The sequence below is a fragment of the Methylobacterium fujisawaense genome (assembly GCF_039619325.1).
Classification (GTDB): Bacteria; Pseudomonadota; Alphaproteobacteria; order Rhizobiales; family Beijerinckiaceae; genus Methylobacterium; species Methylobacterium fujisawaense.
This window is the reverse complement of the sequence record NZ_CP155000.1, coordinates 2,950,356-2,971,097: the sequence shown is the minus strand read 5'-3', so window position 1 is coordinate 2,971,097 and position 20,742 is coordinate 2,950,356. Positions and strand designations below refer to the sequence as shown.

General features: G+C 69.0%; 10 protein-coding genes. 5 read left to right on the top strand and 5 right to left on the bottom strand.

Features of this window, described 5'->3' with window-relative positions:
• Nucleotides 1-283: 283 nt before the first annotated feature.
• The 4 genes from ABC766_RS14115 to ABC766_RS14100 all read right to left on the bottom strand — a co-directional run bounded on the left by ABC766_RS14115 (nt 284) and on the right by ABC766_RS14100 (nt 9,147).
• On the bottom strand, nt 284-1,198 hold the full coding sequence (locus tag ABC766_RS14115; protein ID WP_043355261.1) for a manganese catalase family protein: 915 nt from the start codon (nt 1,196-1,198) through the stop codon (nt 284-286).
• A 553-nt stretch (nt 1,199-1,751) separates the two neighbouring features.
• Nucleotides 1,752-2,084: a hypothetical protein gene (locus ABC766_RS14110; protein WP_345822870.1), complete on the bottom strand. Its 333-nt coding sequence runs from the start codon at nt 2,082-2,084 to the stop codon at nt 1,752-1,754.
• A gap of 266 nt (nt 2,085-2,350) precedes the next feature.
• Nucleotides 2,351-7,801 carry a S8 family serine peptidase gene (locus ABC766_RS14105; protein WP_345822492.1) on the bottom strand — a complete coding sequence of 1,817 codons (5,451 nt, stop codon included), beginning with the start codon at nt 7,799-7,801 and terminating at the stop codon, nt 2,351-2,353.
• 1,034 nt (nt 7,802-8,835) lie between these two features.
• Complete coding sequence (locus tag ABC766_RS14100) at nt 8,836-9,147, bottom strand: hypothetical protein (RefSeq protein WP_345822491.1); 312 nt, start codon at nt 9,145-9,147, stop codon at nt 8,836-8,838.
• A 184-nt stretch (nt 9,148-9,331) separates the two neighbouring features.
• On the opposite strand from ABC766_RS14100, the gene ABC766_RS14095 reads away from it, so the two are divergent.
• Nucleotides 9,332-16,141: an amidase family protein gene (locus tag ABC766_RS14095; RefSeq protein WP_345822490.1), complete on the top strand. Its 6,810-nt coding sequence runs from the start codon at nt 9,332-9,334 to the stop codon at nt 16,139-16,141.
• A 397-nt stretch (nt 16,142-16,538) separates the two neighbouring features.
• Entirely contained in the window at nt 16,539-16,922 is a 384-nt protein-coding gene (locus ABC766_RS14090) for a nuclear transport factor 2 family protein (protein WP_075381239.1), read from the top strand.
• A gap of 287 nt (nt 16,923-17,209) precedes the next feature.
• Here ABC766_RS14090 and ABC766_RS14085 read toward each other — a convergent pair whose 3' ends face one another.
• Complete coding sequence (locus ABC766_RS14085; RefSeq protein WP_164706349.1) at nt 17,210-17,380, bottom strand: hypothetical protein; 171 nt, start codon at nt 17,378-17,380, stop codon at nt 17,210-17,212.
• Nucleotides 17,381-17,907: 527 nt separating this feature from the next.
• On the opposite strand from ABC766_RS14085, the gene ABC766_RS14080 reads away from it, so the two are divergent.
• From ABC766_RS14080 to ABC766_RS14070, 3 genes are all read left to right on the top strand, one after another.
• Entirely contained in the window at nt 17,908-19,395 is a 1,488-nt protein-coding gene (locus tag ABC766_RS14080) for a PAS domain-containing protein (RefSeq protein WP_345822489.1), read from the top strand.
• 162 nt (nt 19,396-19,557) lie between these two features.
• Nucleotides 19,558-19,794 carry a hypothetical protein gene (locus ABC766_RS14075; protein ID WP_051976022.1) on the top strand — a complete coding sequence of 79 codons (237 nt, stop codon included), beginning with the start codon at nt 19,558-19,560 and terminating at the stop codon, nt 19,792-19,794.
• Between the two features lie 93 nt (nt 19,795-19,887).
• Entirely contained in the window at nt 19,888-20,739 is an 852-nt protein-coding gene (locus ABC766_RS14070; protein WP_345822488.1) for a DUF6456 domain-containing protein, read from the top strand.
• Nucleotides 20,740-20,742: the final 3 nt, after the last annotated feature.

Genomic DNA, 20,742 nt, shown 5'->3' with positions numbered 1-20,742 from the left:
GGTCCCGTCACGTTCGGGTGACGGGATGTGTCCCGCCCGGCGCCGGGATGCAAGGCACCCGGGGCGCAGGGCGGCAGGGCGAGGGCTGTGTTGCGGGGCAGAACGGCGCGGTGATCCCGGGATCTGCGTCACCCCGTCGTCCAGGGGCATCCGGGCCGGGCGCACCGCGCCCGGGGTCTGAACGCCATCGGCTCGGCCGTCCGAGCGGCAGAGAGCCGCCGAGAGAGCCTCCGCGCCCCGCGGCGTCGCATCCGCGGGGCGATCTCCATCCACCGTCGTCCGTTCAGCGGCTCTTCTTGTAGAGCTTGCTCGCGATCTCGAAGATCTCCTGGGGCGCGTAGTTGGGCGCGAATGCCCCGTAATTGCCGTCGAGCTCGGGGATCTTGCCACCCTCGGGCAGACCGTCCACCACTTCCAGGTTGCCGGGCGGATCGCCGGGCAGCGCCACCTCGTCGTTCGACCACACGCCCGCCGCTTCCTTGTAGTCGTCGGGGCTGAACCGGTAGAGGCGCCGGTGCGAGCCCTCCTGCAAGTATTTCTGGCATTCCGGTATCTTGTCGAGGACGATGTTCGGCGTGGGCAGCATCTTCTCGATCTCGACGCCGGTGAGCTTCTTGAGCGCCAGCGCGTAGGCGTGGGCGTGGACCGAGCCGCGCACCAGGAGATATCCGCAGACCTCGCGACCGGTCGGGTCCGTCAGGGTCTCGTAGACCCGCAGCTTGTGCAGGCGGGCGCCGCACTCCAAGTGGAAGTTGTGCAGCAGGTCGATGATGATGTTGCCCGTGGTCGTGACCATGTCGACGTTCCACGACTGGGCGTTCGAGTTGACAGGTGTCGCGCCGCCGCCGTTCGACAGGAAGCTGCCGGCCAGCCGGATGTCCTGCATGTCGTGGAAGGGGGCCTTGGAGACGTCGACCTCCTCGGTGTCGTCACCCGGACCGTTGTTCAGCATGGCGATGCCGGTTGAGACCAGCTCGACATGCCCGAGTTCCTCCGCGAAGATGCTCGATACCAGGCTGTAGAAAGGGCGCAGCTTCGACTTGTTGCGGAAGTTGAAGCTTTGGAACATGTAGTTTCCGAGCGTCGACATCTCGCCGTATTTTCCGCCGAGCAGCTCCTGCAGGGCGGCAGCGGCGTTGGGATCGGGCTTCTTCGGCTGGGGCAGTTCAGCCTGAAGGCGGTCGAGCTTCATGAACATGCGAGCAGCTCCGTTTGCGCGGTGTGCGCAAGATGGCATCTGTTCGGGCGGATGATTGTTCCTGTCGCCTCGCAGATCGACAGGTGCGGGATCTGGCAATTACGCCAGGCAGGATTACGAATTCCGCCTCGATACGGTGGCAGCTGAGAAGCAGCCCGTCGCATATCCATCCGCACCGGCCGGCCCGCTTTCGCCCCCTGTCGGCCGTGCGGAACGCCGTCGCCGCTTCCGGGTCGCGGCCCCTTGTCGGTCAGCCGGCAGCTTCGGCTTGGAACGGGGCGCGGCCCCTGGCGCGTCGCGCCGAAGGGGGCATCCGCCTCCGACCCATGCCGGCCGCCGGGACGGCCGTCGGCCGAGTCCGAAAGCAGCCCCGCATCCGTCAACTTCGGCTCGCGGTGGAAAGCGGCCGCCAGGTGCCGTTCCACACCCGGGATTGCAGACATCACGTCCGGAGCGGACGCTTCGCCCTTCCCGTGAGAGGGTAGATCGGCCCCGATCGCCGAGGCATTCGCGATCGGGCCGGTCCCCATCACCGCCGTATCACGCGCCGGGGTTACTGACGGTCGTCCAGCTCCGGCACGCCGCTGCTGCGATCGGCGTAGGCCGCTCGAAACGCCGGGCGCTCCTGCCATCGCCGCCAGAAGGCATCGAGGTGCTCGAACCGCTCGTCCAGCGGCGTGGCGCAGACGGGGAATTTCGAGACAGCCACCGCCGTCGCCAGCGTGATGTCCGAGAAGGTCGGCGCATCCCCGCCCAACATCCAGGCGCGGCCGTCCAGCACGATGCGGGTCTCCTCCTCGGCCGAAAACTGCCGGCGCGTGGCTCGGCGAATATCCTTGATCAGGACTTCTGCCGGCTTCGTTGCCGGTCCGGATGGCTGCTTCATCTTCGCTCCTGGGGCTACGATGAACCAGCCATCCTCCGTCCGTTAAGGCCCTCGATCTGTCTCAAGAGTGCTGACGCCGGATACAATCGGCTTTGTCCCTGATTTTTAGTACTTCGGACCTCCCGCAACGAACAGGTATGATAACGGGCGGTAAAGGCACTTCTACCTTCCGTTTCCACGCTCACGACAAGCCGCAATGTCGCGCGAATACGGCGCCGCATCGGTGACCCGCGCGCCCGTTCCGGCCCAGGCCCGAGACGCCGCGTTCACCAGCGGTACGAGAGGCTGGCCTTGACGGCGTGGTCGCGCGTCCGCGCCCCGATCTGGCCGTCATAGCTCAGACCCATCACCGTTCGCGGCGCCACCGCCCAGTCCAGGCCAGCCGATGCCACCGCCGCGTCTGGAGCCAGCGGCGCGCCGGCCGTCCGGAATGCCGTGCTACCTCGGAACGCCAGCAGCGCGGCCGGCGCCACATCCCCGAACGCCCGCCGGTAGCCGATCAGACCCTGCGCCAACAGCGGGCCTGCGCCCCCGAACAGATCTGCCACCACCGCCTGCGCCTGAATGCCCGCCGTGGCCGTCTCGATCAGATCGGTCCCCCCGAACGCCGCCAGCGCCGACGAGCCCCCCGTCTCGGTGTAGCGGTCCCGGCGCAGGCGCAGCGCCGCCACGCCCACGAACGGCTCGACATAGCTCTCCACCCAGCCCATCCGGTAGCCGACCTCGCCGAAGCCCTGCAGCGTGCTGCCTCCAGCGCGGCCGCTGACCGCCTGCGCGAAGCCCGGGAACAGCACCGTACGGCGGGTGTCGAGAGCGTCCCTGCCATACATGGCGCTGAGCCGGACCTGCACGGGTCCGAGAGTTCCGTTGACATAAGCGGCGCCGAAGCTGCCCTCGATCCGGCCGGACGACTGGCGGGTGGCCGCGTCGAACTGCGTGACACCGGAGCCGCCCGCCACGCCAACGCGCCAGCCGTCGAGGCCGGAGCCCAGCCCGTCGCCGAGCACGCCCGGGCCGGTCTCGGCGCCGAGCATGAAGCCGCCGGTCTCCCGGGTGAGGCGGGCGGTATTGCGGGTGGCATCGCTCGATCCGAACACCCCGAAGGCCTGGCCCCAGACGCCGTAGCGCGGCGCGAGCGGCCGCTCCGGCACAAGGCAGGTGGCAGGCCCGTCCGGGGTGAAGGCCGTGTAGCCGGCCAGCAGGATGGTGCCGGGGGTGCAACGCTGGCCGGCAGCGCCGGTCAGGCCGTGACCGCCGGCCGGACCGGCGCCGAAGCGCAGGTGCTCGAGTAGGGTGCCCTGCGCGACGAAAGCGGTCTGCGCCCGCACGGAGACGGCGGAGCCCTGGATCTCGCCCGACAGGCTGTTGAGCGCCTGGACGGCGCCGGGCGCGCTCTGGTTCAGAAGCGCCGTCGTCACCTGGGCAGCCGGGCTCGACACAACCGTCGTCGTGCCGGTGCCGGTGCTCACAGCGGTCGTGACCGTGCCCGTGGCCGACACGCTCGTGGTCACGGCGGGAGGCGCGCCGCCGACCGTGGTCGGCGTGCTGGTGACCGTCGGCCCGGTGCCGTTGAGGGCACTCGCGATCCTGGCCTGGTTCGTGGTGGTGGCCGCGCTGGTGAGCGGCGCGGTCTGGGCGAAGCCGAGGGCGATGCCGTGGGCCTCGTAGCTCAGCGACGGCGTCAGGAAGGCGAGGTTGCTCGTCGTCTGCAGGCTGGTGAACGTTCCGGTGATGCCGCCGGTGGCGGTGAGGATCGTGTAGCGCAGCGCCGGCGTGTAGGTGCCCGAACCCGCCAGCACCTGCACGGTGCCGCCCTGGATCGTCACCGGGCCGGTCACGTCGGTGCGGTCATTCGACCTCGGCGTGATCCGGACCGTGTAGAACGCCCCCGGCGCGAAGGTCAGCGGGCCGTGGATCGCCAGGGTGCCGATCGCCGCGGCACTGCCCGGGGCGAGCCGGCCGCCGGCCTCGATCAGCGGGTCGCCGATCTTGCCCGTACCCGACAGCGTGCCCCCGCGTCGGATCGTGACCTCCGAGGCGGTGAGTACGCCGTCGATCTCCAGCGTGGCGTCCGCCACGCTGGTCGCGCCCGTGTAGGTGCTGGTCCCGGTCAGGATCTGACGGCCGCCGGTCAGACTCAGGCCGCCGGTACCGGTGATCGTACCGCCGAAGCTGCCGCTGGCGTCGGCCAGGGTCAGGGTCCTGGTGCCGAGGGTGACGGTGCCGGCCTGCCCGGTGGCGTCGGCGAGGCCGGCGATCGTGGCGCCGGTCCCGGTCAGGCCAGCGATATCGAGGCTGGCTCCGGTGGCCAGCGCCACGCCGCTGGAGGCGGCAATCGAGCCGGCCCCGGCCAGCGCGAGGGTGCCGCTCCAGATCGTGGTGGCACCCGTGTAGCTGCTGGCGCCGGTGAGGATCGCGGTGCCGGTGCCGACCTTCGACAGGCTGTCGCCGTTGCCGCCGCCGCCGATGGGGCCGGAGAGCGTCAGGGTGCCGCTGCCGCCGAGGGCTGCGTTGCCGGCCAGCGTGATCGCTCCCGAAATGCCAGCCGTGCCGGTACCGGTCAGTGCGCCGACGCCGCCCGGGCCGCTGCCCGCCAGCGTCAGGCCGTTGGCGAGGGTGACGCCGCTGACGTCGAGGGTGCCTCCGGCGGTGACCGTGGCCGCTCCGGTGCCCAGCGATGCGGTGTTCGCCGCGCGGAGCGCGCCGGCCGCGATGGTGGTGCCGCCGGCGTAGGTGTTGGCGCCCGTCAGCGCCTGGGTGCCGCCGGTCAGGCTCAGGCCGCCGGCGCCACCGATCACGCCGCCGAACCTGCCGCTGGCGTTGGAGATCGTGAGCGTCTTGGCGCCGAGCGCGACGCTGCCGGCTTGGCCGTCGACGGTGTCGGACAGGCTCGAAATCGTGGTGTCCGTCCCGCTCAGGCCGGAGATGTCGAAGCTGGCGCCGGTGGACAGCGCCACGCCGCTGGAAGCGGCGATCGAGCCGGCCCCGGCCAGGGACAGCGTACCGCCGGTGATTGTGGTGCGGCCGGTGTAGGTGCTGCTCCCGGTCAGCGTCTGCGTGCCCGCCATGAGGGTCAGCCCGCCGCTCCCGGTGATGCTGCCGCCGAAGCTGTCGCTGGGGTTGGCGAGCGTGAGCGTTCTGGCGCCGAGGGTCACGGTGCCGGCCTGGCCGACGGCCGTGTCGGCCAGGCCGGCGATCGTGGTGCCGGCGCTGGTCAGGCCGGAGATGTCGAAGCTGGCGCCGGTGGCGAGCGCCACGCCGCGGGAGGGGCTGATCGAACCGGTCCCGGCCAGCGCGAGGGTGCCTGCCGCGATCACGGTGCGGCTGGTGTATGTGCTGGCGCCGGTCAAGGTGAGTGTCCCGGGACCGGCCTTTGTCAGTCCTCCGGTTCCGTCGAGGGTGCCGGCGAAGGTTGTGGTGGTGCCGTCGCCGCCGGCGGTGAGGCGGGCGGCGCCCAGCGCGACGCGTCCCCCTCCGGCGAGGGATCCAACGGTCTCGCTATCGGCGAGTGCCAGGGTGGCCCCCGCCGCGATGGTGACGGCGCTGCGGTCGCCGATGGCCTGTCCGCCGCGGGCGAGCAGGGTGCCTTCCGCGAGGGTGGTGGCGCCAGCGTAGGTGTTGGCGCCCGCCAGGGTGAGGGTTCCGGGGCCGAGCTTAATCAGGCCTCCGGGTCCGGAGAGGGACTGGGCGAGGGTGAAGGTGTTGGCGGGATCGGCGATGTCGAGGCCACCGCCGGTGCGGCCCCAGGTGATCGGGCGGGTCGTGGCGGTGAAGGCGGTTCCGGCGATCTGAAGGGTTCCGCCGTCGAAGGCGAGGGGACCGCTGGGGGCGCCGAGGTTGGCGTCGCGCGCCACCGAGAGGGTGCCGCCTGCCAGGACGACGCCGCCCGAGAAGGTGTTCGTCCCGCTCAGCGTCAGCGTCCCGTCCCCGAGCTTGATCAGGCTGCCCTGGGTGGGCAGGCCGGCGAAGGAAGCGATCCGCGTGGTCTCGATCTGAGTCTCGGCCTGCCAATCCCGGACGATGAAAGCAATGGTGCGGTCGTAATCGGCGCTGGTCAGTCCTGATAAATAGGTATTCAGGAGGTTGCCCACGTCGGCGCGGGCGGAAGCGTAGGCCGGGTCCTTGAAGGGCTGGAAGCCATCATATCCCTGGGATTGGACGAACGTCGCCAGGATCTGATTGGCGACGGCATCAGCGGCGGCGATCGTGATGGCGCTCAGGATCGCGGATTCGCTGCCGGTGCGCAGCGCGCTGACGACGCCGTCGAGCGCGGTCCGGCTGGCCGGTAGGCCGGCCGTCAGGGCCGGGACCTGAAGGCGGAGATCGAGGGCGGCCTTACGGGTCGCCCAGGCGGCGGTCTCGGCGTCGTTCTCCTGCCTGCGCTGGATCAGAGCATCCTCTGAGATAGCGTTAGACCATGTATCCTTGATGCCGGCCGGCAAGTTGGCCGCGACGGGGCCCAGGAGCTGGCCGGGCCCCCTCATGGCCTTGTCGAGGTCGATTACGCCCCAGCCCCAGACCGCGTTGGGCGCATTCGGGTTGGCGTCGGGCACGCCGTCGACGGCATCGCGGTGATAGGCGGTGGTGAGCAGGACGTCGCGGGCCTGCGTGTTGGTCATGTACGGATAGCGCTGCATGATGACCGCCAGCGCGCCGGTGGCGTGCGGCGCCGCCATCGAGGTCCCATCGACCGTGGTATAGCCGGTCTGATGGTTCGGATCGATGTTCCAGACATTGGGATCCCAGACGGCGCTCCGCGTGTATGTCGGTGCCGTACTGTTGATTGCATCGCCGGGAGCGACGACGTACCAATACTTGGCGGCGCCGGCGCGGTTCGAGTATGAGGCGAGGACGAGATCCTCGGGGGCCGTGCTTCCGTTCGCGCCTCGTCCGGCCGCGCCGACCGCGAGCCAGTTCTTCTCGATGTCCGGCCGGAAATACGGCAGGGACGAGCGCACGTTCGGATTGTCCCAGCCGGTGTTTCCCGCAGCGAAGACCTGGATGATGCCGTATTGCTTGGCCACATCGGACACGGCATCGACGTAGCTGAGTCGGCCGTCGAATTCCGTGTACGCTTGGCGCAAGCCCGGGAGGGTGTTGTAGTTGTCCGTGGGCGGCGGGCTGCCCCAGGACGAGTTGAGCGCCCGGGCCCCGGCGGCCGCGAGACTGCCATAGGCGTTCTTGAAGTACGCGTAGTCGGCGTTCGCGCCGTAGATGCTCTCATCGGTGGCGTGCGTGTTCGCGACGTAGACAGTGGCGTCGAACGCCACGCCATGCATCCCGTTGCCGTTGCGGGCGGCGGCGATCGATCCGCTCACGTGCGTGCCGTGCGGATCGTTGACAGCAGGATCGTAGGTGCCGGGGATGGTGTAGGCCTCGCCCCGGCTGAAGAAGCTCGGCTGTGGAGACAGGTCTGCCGGTGCACCGGAGCCGTCCATGAAGTAATAGCCGTCCGATCCGAAGGTGCCGGTGATCGTGAGTGGCGTCACGCGGCCGTCGGCGAATTCCGGGTGGGCGCTGTAGAGGCCCGAATCGACCACACCGACCGTGACGCCCAAACCCGTGTAGCCGGCCGCATAGGCATCGGCCGCACGCATGGCCTCAAGCCCCCAATCGGCCCGATATTCCGGCGTGCGCCAAGCGTTCGGATCAGCGCTCAGGGAAGTCTGCGCCCACGCGAGGTTCGAACCGGACCATCCGAGGGCAGCGAGGCTCAAACCCGCGCGCCACGAGATCGACAGAACTGAAACTCGAAGACGCCTCTTTTCAGTGGAGAACAATGAAGATTCGATGTTCTTGCGCATGTGACCCATCAATGAGTCTTTTCTTCGGCAAAATAGAATATGTTTTACCGTAAGATGAAGCATTCCGGAGAATGAGACCGATATTTCTCCAGGAATAAATGTAGAAGTAAGTTCTATCGCCGCGCAACTGGCGGAAATAAAGCGATTAATTTAGTCCCAACGTGGCCGATCAGCGTCTTTTTGCCGATGAGTTCTGCGTTTTACGAATGCTGGTTCATCCATTACATCAGCTATTCTTGGTATTGGCACAGAAATTGCTCAGTGCTTGAAAGCGCGACGGCGCATTTACAGCGAGGCGCGCTGCATTTTTGCCACACCGTCGCTGCCTGCTGATGGAGTCGGCCTATCTCCGGTGCGGAGGTGGTCCCGATGCGCCTTGAGCGAGCACGAGTTCCTGAGCCGGCGTCGAAAGCCGCGCTCATCGCGCCGGATGGTCGGTCAAGCCCCAAACATCAGGCACCCGCTGCCGAACTGGACCGCGGCTCGGCGCAGCTACGGAGCGCCCGGGCCAGTCCCGGCCGGTCTGCGGGGACGGATCGATACTTCGTCCGGACATGTCCCGGATTGACCGAAGGCCTTCCGAAGCCGGCGGCCAGCCCCTGGGGTGCCGCTCAATGCACGTCCGTCCCGCCCGCAGAAGCGCGCGCTCGTGCGCCTGATGAGACCGCCCATGGGCGTCGAGTGACCCGCCCGGCCGACCCGGATCGTCTTTCGCACCAAATCGATCGGAGGAATTCGATTCTGCCCCGTCGCACAGACGGGATAGGCCAGCCGAAGTGTGGCGACATGGACACATATCCAGCCAAACGGTCGTGCTTGTCGAACTTTGTGCCCCGGCCTGACAAAGTTCCCGAGATCGACTGAGGCAATTATTATGCCATCATCGAGGAATGATCGGACATGACATGGTCTGTCGCCAGATAAATTCTGAAATCGCGGATTGTAAATCATTCTTCGTGATCGAATTGGGAGATATATAACGCGTTTACCGACATCACTTGAAAGAACAGCAGGTTATTTTCTAGTTTGTCCGGCATGAACGCCGCTGATTTATCCACTGATATGCCATGCCATGACTTGAGCGACCGAAAGGGAATTTTCGGTTGTGCGAACTTAAAGCCTGCAACCGCCGCGCATCGCTCTCGAAACGACAGGTTCGATCGGAGAGACCAAGTGACCGGCGGCGGGCCGGGCCACCGCGTGGCGCTCGCGCCCCGGCCATCCATCGCTTTCCCTTTTGCCGAGCCAGCCGAAGCCATGAGGGCATGGGCATCGCGCCCCCTCCTGCCGAAGGCCTGGGCTCGGCCGTCGAGGGCGCCGGGCCGGTCGGCACACGGGTGCCGTCACCGACGGTGGAAGCCCGGGTGAGTCCGTCCGCGGATCGCAGGCCGCGCCCTGGCCCATCGAACACGCTTGTCCAAAGCACAGCTCCGGAGATCGACCATGTTCCTTGGCCTGCCCGCATCACGGGGGCGACTGCGCGTTTCCGGAACCCTCCTGAGCGCCCTCTGGCTGACTGTGCCGGCCTCCGCGCAGGCGATCGATCTCCAGGATCCGCTCGACCTGCGTGACGTCGTTCGCGCTGCCTATATCCGCGCCGGCCAGCCCAAGACCGACACAGAGATCGACGCCTTGTCGGTCACCGCCCGGCCGCTCGTGACCTTCGATCCGCGCGCCGCGACGGAAGCCGACATCGTCGGTCTCGTGGGACGGCTCGGCCTCGCGGATGCCTCGCTGCCGCAGCCGCCGGAACCCGTTTCCCTGACGCGAACCCTGTCGACCGATCCGCTGCGCGGTTATGGGGGCGTCGACTTGACCGGACGGACGGCCGTGGATCTCGCCGGCATGCTGCAACGGGGCGAGACGACGTCGCGCGAGATTGCGTTGCAGTACCTGTACAAGATCCAGCAACTCGACCATGCGGGCCCGGCCCTGCGCTCCGTCGAGCAGATCAATCCGGATATCCTGACGCTCGCCGATCAGGCGGACGCGCAGCGGATGGAGGCGCAGCGCCAGGGCCGGGCGCTCCCGCCGCTCTTCGGCGTGCCGGTCCTGCTCAAGATGAACATCGGCACCGCAGACGATCTGCGCACCACCGCGGGCTCGGCCGCCCTGATCGGATCCCGTCCGGCCGCCGAGGCGACGCTGGTGACCGGGATGCGGGAGCAGGGCCTGCTCATCATGGGCAAGGCCAATATGGGCCAGTGGGCCGGGCTATCGAGCAACAATCACAGCGACACGGGCGGCCAGACGATCAGCCCGGTCGATCCAGCGATCGCGGTGGCCGGATCCAGCAGCGGGCCGAGCATCGCGGCCGCCATGCGCTTCGCGCCGCTCACCGTCGGATCGCAAACCTCCGACTCGATCATCTATCCGGCCCAGCAGCAGGGTCTCTACGCCCTCAAGCCGACGGCGGGCCTGATCAGCACGACCGGTATCGCCCCCTATTCCCAACAGATCGACACCGCCGGCCCGATGGGCAACAGCGTCCACGACCTGGCGCTAGCCCTCAACGGGATGGTCAAGCTCGACACGACCGACACGCGCAGCAAGGACTTCGTCCGGCCTGCCGACTACAATGCCGACCTGACCGGTGACCTGATCGGCCTGAAGGTCGGCATCTACAGCGCGACGTCCACCGAGGATCCGCAGCGGCCGGCGCAATTCGATTCCCTCGTCGGCGGGATGCTGACGGCCGCGCACGCCGCCGTCGTGTCGCTCGATCGCGCCGGAGTCGACGCGGCGGTCAAGACGGCGGTCCTGGCGATGCCGGACGACGATTTCGCTCAGTTCGTGAAGTTCGTCGATTCGTCCATGACGATCCCGGCCGATCCGGCCGCCAGGGCCGCGTTCCTGAACGATATCCGGCAAAATTTCACCGACGGGGCCAGGTGGATCGAGGCCGCGACCAACGGGGCCGTACAATTCTACTTCTACGATGCTTACGTTTCGATTTCGAGCTATCTTGCCTCGCGCGTCTCGTCGCCCGACGATTACAAGAGTGCGTTCGTCCGGCTGCTGGGAGACAAGTTCTCGCGGCTGAACGTGGACCCGAAGGTTTTCGCCCGCACGATCGACGATCTCGTGGCCTTCGCCCAGAAGAACCCAGGTCTCAGCGGCGATGCAGCCCTGGCGGGTCTGGCCGTGGATAAGGTCGGCCACTTCGCGTCCATCGACGAGTTCAATCGCGCCTACGCGAACTGGATCCGGATCTCGACGGCGCTGATGTCGAATGTCCGCAATGCCCTCGGTGTCGATGCGGTGGTCGGCTTCCTCGGCACGGACGACGACACCAATGACGGCCTCGGCATCTTCACCTTTTCGACGGAACAGACGTCCACCTCGCCCCAGCTCAACGTGCCCTTTCAGGTGGGCGGGACGCCGGCGAACATCCTCATCGACGCCAATCCCTATCAGGAGCAGACGCTGCTGAAGATCGGCCAAGCCCTCCAGCAGCAACTGAGCTCCGATGCGTTCCGGCAGTATCAGGCCGTGGCGCCCAATCCCCCGGCGACCGGGTATGGCGACGATCAGCCGGACGATAACGGGCCGCTCCTGCCGCTCGTCCTCAAGAACCTCGACGATCATGGCCGCGCCACCAGGGCCCATCTGCTGACGACCGAGATGGCGCCGTTGGTGCTCGACGTTACCGGCGCGACCATGGCGCCGCACTTCGACGGGCGCATCTCCGGCAATGGCGGCTTGATCAAGGACGGGACCGGCATTCAGCTCCTGACCGGGACGAGCGACTTCACCGGCGGGGTCCTCGTCTGGCAGGGCGGGCTCGCCGTCGACAAGACGGAGGCGCTCGGCGCCCCCAGCAACACCGTGACGCTGGAGAACAAGAGCGCGCTGATCGCCACCCGGAGCTTCGCGCTCGGGCGGCCCGTCATCCTGCACGACGGCGGTACCCTCGGGGCGCTCGCCGGTGCGACGCTGACGGAGGATGCGGTCGTGTCCGGCAATGGCGGCCTGTCCAAGACGGGCCCGGGCCGATTGAGCCTTCTGGCCGACAATACCTATACGGGCGGAACGCAGATCCTGGCGGGCACCGTTTCGGTATCGCGGGAGGCGAATCTCGGCCGGGCCTACGGTGCAGTCACGATCGGCGACGGGGCCGCCCTGGAGGCGACGGCGAGCTTCACGACCACGCGTCCCTTCACCCTGGAGGGTGCCTCGGGTCTGGCCGTCGACCCGGCTCAGACCCTGACGGTGTCGAACGTCGTGTCCGGTCCGGGAACGTTGTTCACGCTCGGGCTCGGCACGCTGACGCTCTCCGGCACGAACACCTTCTCGGGCGGCGTCGTCCTTGCGGGCGGCATCCTCTCGGTGTCGCGCGATGCCAACCTCGGCGCCGCCAGCGGTCCCCTCGCCTTCGACGGCGGAACCCTCCAGATCACCGGAACCGCCTTCACCGCCACCACCCGCCCGATCACCTGGGGCCAGAACGGCGGCGGCCTCGACATCGCCGATCCCGCCAACACCTTCACCCTCGCCCAGTCCCTCTCCGGACCCGGAGGCCTGACCAAGCTCGGCCCCGGAACCCTCGCCCTGTCGGGCGCCAACACCTACACCGGCGCCACCACCCTCGCGGAAGGCACCCTGCTCGCCCGCGGCGGACAGGCCATCGGCGACCGCAGCGCCGTCACCATCGCGGCCGGCGCGACCCTGGCGCTCGCCGACAGCGAGACCATCGGATCCCTCGCCGGACAGGGCCGCGTCGCGCTGGGCTCCGCCCGCCTCACCGCCGGCGGGGACGGAACCTCCACCCTCTTCGCCGGCACCCTCGACGGGACCGGCGGCCTGACCAAGGCCGGCGCCGGAACCCTGACGCTGATTGGCGCCAGCACCTACAGCGGCGGCACCACTATCGCGGCCGGCACCCTCAACCTCTCCGCGACCGCCCGTCTCCTCGCCCCACTCGTCAGCCGGCCCGACACCGTCCTGGTCAACGCCGGAACCCTGGCGGGCGGGCTCATCAATGTCGGCACGGCGTTCAATAGCGGCGCCATCACGGGCGGCGTCGCCAATATCGGCAGCCTGACCACTTCCGGCACGGTGGCGGGCGGGCTGACCAACACCGGCACGGTGCTGGCCAGCGCCGGCCGGATCGACGGCGCCATCCGCAACGACGCCGGGACCCTCGCCGTCACCGGAACTGTGGCCAGCGACGGAACCTTCGCCAACGCCGCCGGTGCGACGCTGGCGGTCACCGGCGCCTACAGCCTCGCCGGGCCGCTCACCAACGCCGGCACGGTCGCGGTCGCGCGGGCCGCCAGCCTCACGGCGTCCGCCGGCCTCGGCAATGCCGGCAGCCTCACGAATGGCGGGAGGATCACCGGAGGGGTCGCAAACACCGGCTGGCTCACGACCAGCGGAACCATCGCCGGCAGCCTCATCAATGCCGGCTGGACCCAGAACAGCGGCGCCGTCACGGGCGGCGTGTCGAACAGCGGTACGCTCGCCACCTCCGGCACGATCGCGGGCGGGCTGACCAACACCGGCACCGTCACGGCTAGCGCCGGCCGGATCGACGGCGCCATCCGCAACGAGGCCGGCACCCTCGCCGTTACCGGCGCGGTGGCCGGCGACAACACCTTCACCAACGCCGCAGGCGCAACGCTCGCGGTCACCGGCGCCTACAGCCTCAGCGGGCCGCTCACCAACGCCGGTACGGTCGCGGTCGCGCGGACCGCGAGCCTCACGGCGGCCGCTGGCCTCGGCAATGCCGGCAGCCTCACGAATGGGGGGACGATCACCGGCGCGGTCGCGAACACCGGCACGCTCACGAATGACGGAACCATCGCCGGCGGCCTCGCCAATGCCGGCTGGACCCAGAACAGCGGCGCCATCGCGGGCGGCGTGTCGAACAGCGGCATGCTCGCCACTGCCGGCACGATCGCGGGCGGGCTGATCAACACGGGTACCGTCACGGCCTCCGCCGGCCGGATCGACGGGGCCATCCGCAACGGGGCCGGCACCCTCGCCGTCACCGGGGCGGTGGCCAGCGACAGCACGTTCGCCAACGCCGCGGGCGCGACCCTGGCGGTCACCGGCGCCTACAGCCTCAGCGGGCTGCTCACCAACGTCGGCACCGTCACGGTCGCCGACGGCGGCCGCTTCCTGGCCGGCGGCATCGCCAATGCCGGCCTGCTCACCGTGGCGCAGAATGCCAGCGTCGTCGACGACCTGCTCAACACCAGCCGCCTCGTCAACGCCGGCAGCTTCACCGCCGACGCCGTCAACGCCGCCGGCGCCACGCTCGTCAACACCGGCACCTTCACCACGGTCTCCGCGCCCTTCGCCAATGCCGGCACCCTGATCAGTTCCGGCACCCTCACGGGTGGGCTGGCCAATACCGGCATCGTCCAGGCCTCGGGCGTGCTCGCGGGCGCTGTGAGCAACGCCCCCGGCGCCACGTTCGCGCTCAACGGACCGACCAGCGGCATCACCCGGCTCACCAACGACGGCAACCTCGACCTCGGCCGCACCGACCTCGCGATCGGCTCGCTGGCCGGCTCAATGCCTGAGGCCGTGCTGGGCAACGGTCAGCTCACCGTCGGCGGCGACGGCGCCTCCACCCTCTATGCCGGCCGGATCGTCGACGGCGCCACGCAGACCAGCCTGACCAAGGTCGGGCCCGGCACCCTGACGCTGTCGGGGCTCAGCACCCTGTCCGGGCCGGTCCGCGTGCTCGGCGGCGAACTCGCCGTCACCGGGGCCCTGCCCAACGCCACCCTCGCGATCGGGCCAGGCAGTCTGCTGACCGGCGAGGCCCGGTTTGGCAGCCTGAGCCTCGGCACCGGTGCGACGCTCGCCCCGGGCATCGGCGCGGGAGCGCTGGGCCGGATCGGCGTAGCCGGCAACCTCGTTCTGGCGCCGGGGGCGCTCTACCGGGTCGATGCCACCGCGGACGGCCGCGCCGACCGGGTCGACGTCGGCGGCAGCGCCACGGTGACGGGCGCCACCGTCCAGGCGGTTGCCGGCACCGGCCAATATGCGCCGCGTACGCGCTACACCATCCTGACCGCGGCGGCCGGCGTGCAGGGTCGGTTTGCCGGGGTGAGCAGCAACTTCGCCTTCCTGACCCCGTTCCTGGGATACGCCTCCAACGCGGTGACGCTGACGCTGGCGCGCAACGACCTCGACTTCGCCGCGGTGGCGCAGACGCGCAACCAGCGCGCGGCGGCTGCGGCCGCACAGGCGGGCGCGGTCGGTTCGCCGCTCTACGACGCCGTGGCGATGCTCTCGGCGCCTCAGGCGCAGTCAGCGTTCGGCGCGCTTTCGGGGGACGGGCATGCCACCCTCGCCACGACCGTGTTCGCCAATGCCGGCCTTCTGCGCGAGGCGGTGCTCGACCGTCTGCGCTGGGACGCGGCTCCGGCCGCGCGGCCGGGCGATGGGTTGGAGCCGGCCGTGAGCCTGTGGGGACAGGGGCTCGGCAGCGTCGGGCGCGTGCGCGCGGATGGCAACGCCGCCGGGCTGTCGCGCCACAGCGCCGGCTTCCTGCTGGGCCTGGACGCGCGGGTCGGCACGTCGCTTGGCGCCCTGCGCATGGGCGCGGTCGGCGGCAGCCTGGAGTCTGGCTTTGCCAGCCCGGCCCAGGTCCAGGCCGGCGCGCTCACGAGCACGTTCGGGGGCGTCTACGGCGGCCTGGAGGCGGGATCGGCCCTACTGCGGTTCGGGGCGCTGGCGGCGGACGATCCGGCCCAGCTCCGGCGCGTGGTCGCGTTCCCGGGTCTGTCGGACAGCGCCACGGCGCGGCTGGGCGGGCATAGCGTGCAGGGCTTCGGCGAGGCGGGCTATCGGATCGGCCTGAGCGCGGCGGTTGAGCTGGAGCCGTTCGCGGGCGGGACGGTGGTGTCGGTCACGCGCGAGCGGTTCGCAGAGCGGGGCGGAGCGGCCACGCTGACCGGCTTCGGGCAGGAACACACGGTGCCGAGCGCCATCATGGGCTTGCGGATGCAAGCGCCGCTGGACCGCGACGTTCCTGCTCTGGCGTTCGTGCATGGGATGATCGCCTACCGGCGGTCGTTCGGCGACTTGGCGCCGAGTGTGCCGCTGGCCTTCCGGGGGACCGGGGCGCGGTTCGCGAGCCGGGGTCTGCCGCTCGACCGGGACGTGCTGGTGAGCGAGGTCGGGCTCGGGCTGATGCTCGCGCCGGGCCTGAGCGCCGGGCTTTCTTATACCGGGCAGATCGGTGCGCGCGCCCAGGATAACGCCACCAAGGGGATCTTGATCTACAAATTTTGAGATTTTGACTAAAATTATGCTGTAGTTTAGCAGTACTCTTTGCGTCATGGGGCGGATGGATGCGAAGCGTTTTTGGTTCCGCGATTCGGAGGTCATCCGTACCATTACACCGCCGGATCAAACACCTAGGACTGACCCTGACCCAGCCAACTGGTCGGCAAGGCGATCTGCTGTTCGGTGAACCTGCTCTTCTTCACGGCTCTGTTCCTCCCATCAGGGTCTCGCAAACCGGAAAACTCGTATTCAGGCCGGACCAATGCGATGGGAGGACGTCATTGCCTGCCCTAGGCCGACATGCTCCCAATCACCGGGCGCAGACGGCCACGATCAAGACGCCCTCGATCCGACTGGCTGTCGGGGGCGAAAGACTGGCTTTGTCGTTGTAGAGGGAGGCCGCATGGCAGATCTCATGCGAAATAAGGCAAACGTGATCGCGTTCTACGAGCTGATGTTCAATGAGTGCCGTCCGCGTGAAGCAATCGAGCGGTATGCCGGCGACGCTTACATCCAGCACAACCCGCATGTGGCCACGGGCAAAGACGGCTTCATCGCCTATTTCGAGCGCATGGCGCGCGAGTGGCCGGGGAAGCGGGTGTCGGTGAAGCGGGCAATTGCCGAGGGCGATATGGTCGTGCTGCATTGCCATCAGCACTGGCCGGGCGACCACGATTACGCGGCAGTGGACCTTTTCCGTCTCGATGAGAACGGCCGGATCGTAGAGCACTGGGACGTGCTGCAGATCCTGCCAGAGGCCTCAGCCAACCCCAACGGGATGTTTTGAACGCCGACACGCGCCTCCGCATCGGCGTGCCGCACGATTCGAGGCCGGCATGCGAGCGCGTCGCGCGGGCGCTGCGGCGGGTCGTGAGCGGATGGGTGGCCTCGTCCGCTTCCGCACAGGGCTGCGTGGGGCGGACGGGCAGGAACCCACCCCTGGCAGTCCATCCAGGGGGTTCGGTTCGGGTATGAGCCTCGCGACCGGGGCGGTGACGTCAGCCCCGGTCGCGATCGGCGGGCCCTGTGGCGCTGGGATGCGTGCCAGGGCCCGCCGCCCTTGAGGCCCGTTGGCTACGGCTTGTTGGCTGGGGCCGGGTTGGTCGTCGTCGCCGGAGGCGCCGGGTTTGCCGGTGCGGTGCTGGCAGGCGGCGGAGGAGGCGGGGGGGTCTCGGCCTTCTTCTCGTCTTTGCAGGCCGTGAGCGCGAGCAGGCCGACGAGCGGCAGCAGATAGCCAATACGCATGAGCGTTCCTCCTGTTTGGACCGGGTAGGCGGTAAGGAACGTCACCCGACCGCTGTTCGATCCGGCGCGCGGTGATCCCGGCCCGGCGCCTGATGCCGGTTCATCATGGGGATGGTCGCGGCTCACCACGGCCACCGGTCTGATTTGGATGTCCCGCGAGACCATCCGGAACAATTCTCTCACCCCGTTCCATCATCGCAGACCGTCAAATCGGGACGGCACGGAGCGGGGATCGCGAGATTCTGCTTCAGGCCGGAAACAGGCGCGGCGACGACGTCCGCGGCCCTGAATTCTTGCCCGAAGGCGGACCGGGGGAAACCCACCCCGAGCGGTCGCTCCGTTCCCCACCCATGGGGGCCTAGGGAAGGCTGTCACGCCCTCCCGGGAGCAACGCGCCTCGCCCTCTGGTCCCGAGCAATCCGGTTCAGGTGGATGGGCGCTTCAACGGTCTTCGGCGCTCTTCATGCGCAGGCGCCGACGCGCTATACGGCAGCGCTTGAGGTCTGATGTGTTCAGGACGTGCCCAGGTGCCGGACTATGAGGAAGAAGCCCGCATCATTCGCGAGCTGACGCGGGCGGGCGCCGGACCAGACCCTTTCTCGTCGGCCGTTCGCGCCACGCGCATGCCGATGCTCATCACCGACCCGCGACAAGACGACAACCCGATCGTCTTCGCCAACGCAGCGTTCGCTCGGCTGACGGGCTACGACCGGGGCGACGTCATCGGGCGGAACTGCCGCTTCCTGCAGGGACCTGCGACCGACCGGGCGGACATCGCGCGCTTGAGGAGCGCGATCGACAGCAGGACGCCGATCGAACTCGACCTCCTGAACTATAAGAAGGATGGCTCGACATTCTGGAACCGCCTCCTCGTCTCTCCCGTGTTCGGGGAAGACGGTCAGCTCACCTACTTCTTTGCGTCCCAGTTCGATGTCACCCTGGAGCGTGAACGTTTGGTTCGCCTCCAGCGCGACCGCCACAATCTGGAGGCGGAGGTCGCGCGGCGCAATGTCGAGTTGCAGGCGAGCGAGGAGCGCCTGCGCTTTGCTCTCGAAGCGGGGCAGCTTGGCAGCTGGAGCATCAACCTCGACACGGGGCATCTGACAGCGTCCGACAGCTGCAAGGCGATCTGCGGACGCCAGCCCGACGACCCGCTGAGTCTCGAAGAGCTGCGCGCCTCCATCCACCCGGACGATCGTGCGGTCCAGCAGGAAGCGATCGAGCAGGCGATCGCGAACCGGTCGCTTCTCGACGCCGAGTATCGCCTGACGACGCCCGCCGGTCAGGAGCGATGGGTCCAGATTCGGGGGAAGGCGCATTACCGGGCCGACGGGACGCCGATCCTGATCACGGGAACATCGCAGGACATCACGGACCGTCGGGCGGTTCAGAGCCATCGCGCGCTGCTGACCCGCGAACTCCACCATCGCATGCAGAATACGCTGGCCTCGCTGCAAGCCGTCGTCTCGCAGACCATGCGGCGCGCCAACTCGCTGCAGGACGCCGCCGCGACGCTGACGGCGCGCATCCAGGCGATGTCGGCCGCCAATACCCTTCTGATCACGGAGGATTTCGGCAGCGTCTCGATGCAGGGCCTCATCATGCGTTCGCTCGCTCCCTTCGGGGTCGAAGACGGCGACCGCTTTCAGCTCTCGGGACCGGATCTGCGCCTGCCCCCACAGGTTGTGGTCGCCTACGCCCTGGCACTCCATGAGCTGGCGACCAACTCGACCAAGTACGGCGCGTTGTCTGTCGCCGCGGGTGTGGTCGACGTGGCGTGGAGCGTTCAGGGCGGGGAAGAGCCTCCGCTCCTCCATATTCGCTGGCAGGAGCGCGGAGGTCCCCCGGTCGTGGCCCCGCGGCAGACGAGCTTCGGAACCCAGCTGATCAAGCGCGTTTTGGCCACGGAGATCGGTGGGCGGGTCGATATCGACTACCGGGCCGAGGGCGTCGTCTTCACAGCCGTCGCCCCATTGGCGAACGCCGACCGGGATGACCGCGCTCAGGCCGAATAGCGCCGTCCGCCGGCCATCCGGTTCCTGCCCCGGGCGGACCGTCGTCGGCCCGAGCGACCCGGCTTTCGGTTGCGGGACCGCGGGAGCCACGCCCGACCTCGGGCGTTGCATGACGGGCCGTGGCGTCGAACACGGTCGCCGGTTCGATCCCGAGGTGCCGCCATGGTCGCGATCCCCAATCCGTCGCCGGATGCGCAGGACGATCACCCCGAGGCGGAGCTGGACCGGGTGAACGATCTCCTCGCCGTCTGGGCGGCCCGCTCCGCCGCCGAGAGCGCCGCGCTGATCGAGCGGTTCGAGGCGATGGGCTACGAGGTCCGGGACAAGTCCGAGGACGAGATCGCCGAGATCCTCCATCGGGCACCGACCCGTGCCGCGCGAAAGACCGCGGCGCGATAGCTGAGAGTTGTAGGTAAAAAAACCTTGAAATTCTGAGTTTTCCTGATATGGTGGCCCCTCGGTGCGTCTGTGGTGAACCATACGGAACAAAGCATGAACAAACCTTTCAAGGGTGGCCGCGTGGCTTCGGTGCAGGCGCGGCCGCGCGGCGCCGGACCTGGGGATCTGCCGGCGGATGCGTGCCGCCTTCTGGCGCGACTGGGCGAGGCGGGCGCCGATGCGCGGCCGGATCCCCTGGTTGAGGATGCGCTGGTGATCCGGCGCGGCGGCGGCGGTGTCTCGGTGGGGGGCGGGCGCTTCGCGGCCGCGGCCGGCCGGGCTCTGGCCGCGGCCGATCTGGCGACGTGGAACGCGGCCGGCACGCGGCTGACGATCACGGAGGCCGGGCGGGCGCGCCTGCGCCGGCAGGCCATGCCGGGCGATCTGGCCTTCGCGGCCCAGCACCACGACCTCGCCGTCGTGGAGGGGGGTGGTGCGGGGCCGACCCTCCGCAACGCTGCCGAGAACCCCCTGGCCTGGATGGTGCGCCGCCGCGACCGGGACGGCACGCCGCTCATCGACGCGGCGGCGTTCGAGGCCGGCGAGCGGCTGCGGCGGGACATGACCGCCGCCGCGTTGCTGCCGCGCATGGGCTCGGATTTCGGGGCCCCCCGGGTCGATGGCGGCGGTCCCCGCGACCCGGCCAGCGCGGCCGACCACGTGATCGCGGCCCGGCAACGGGTGCGCGGGGCCCTCGATGCGGTCGGGAGCGACCTGTCGGGCCTGCTGATCGACCTCTGCGGCTTCCTCAAGGGCCTGGAGCGGATCGAGGCCGAGCGGCGCTGGCCGGCCCGCTCGGCCAAGGTCGTGGCCCGCATCGCCCTGGGGCGGCTGGCCGAGCATTACGGGCTGGAGCGGGAGGCGACGGGGCCCGATCGGGGCCGCCTGCGCCTCTGGCGGGGGTGAGGC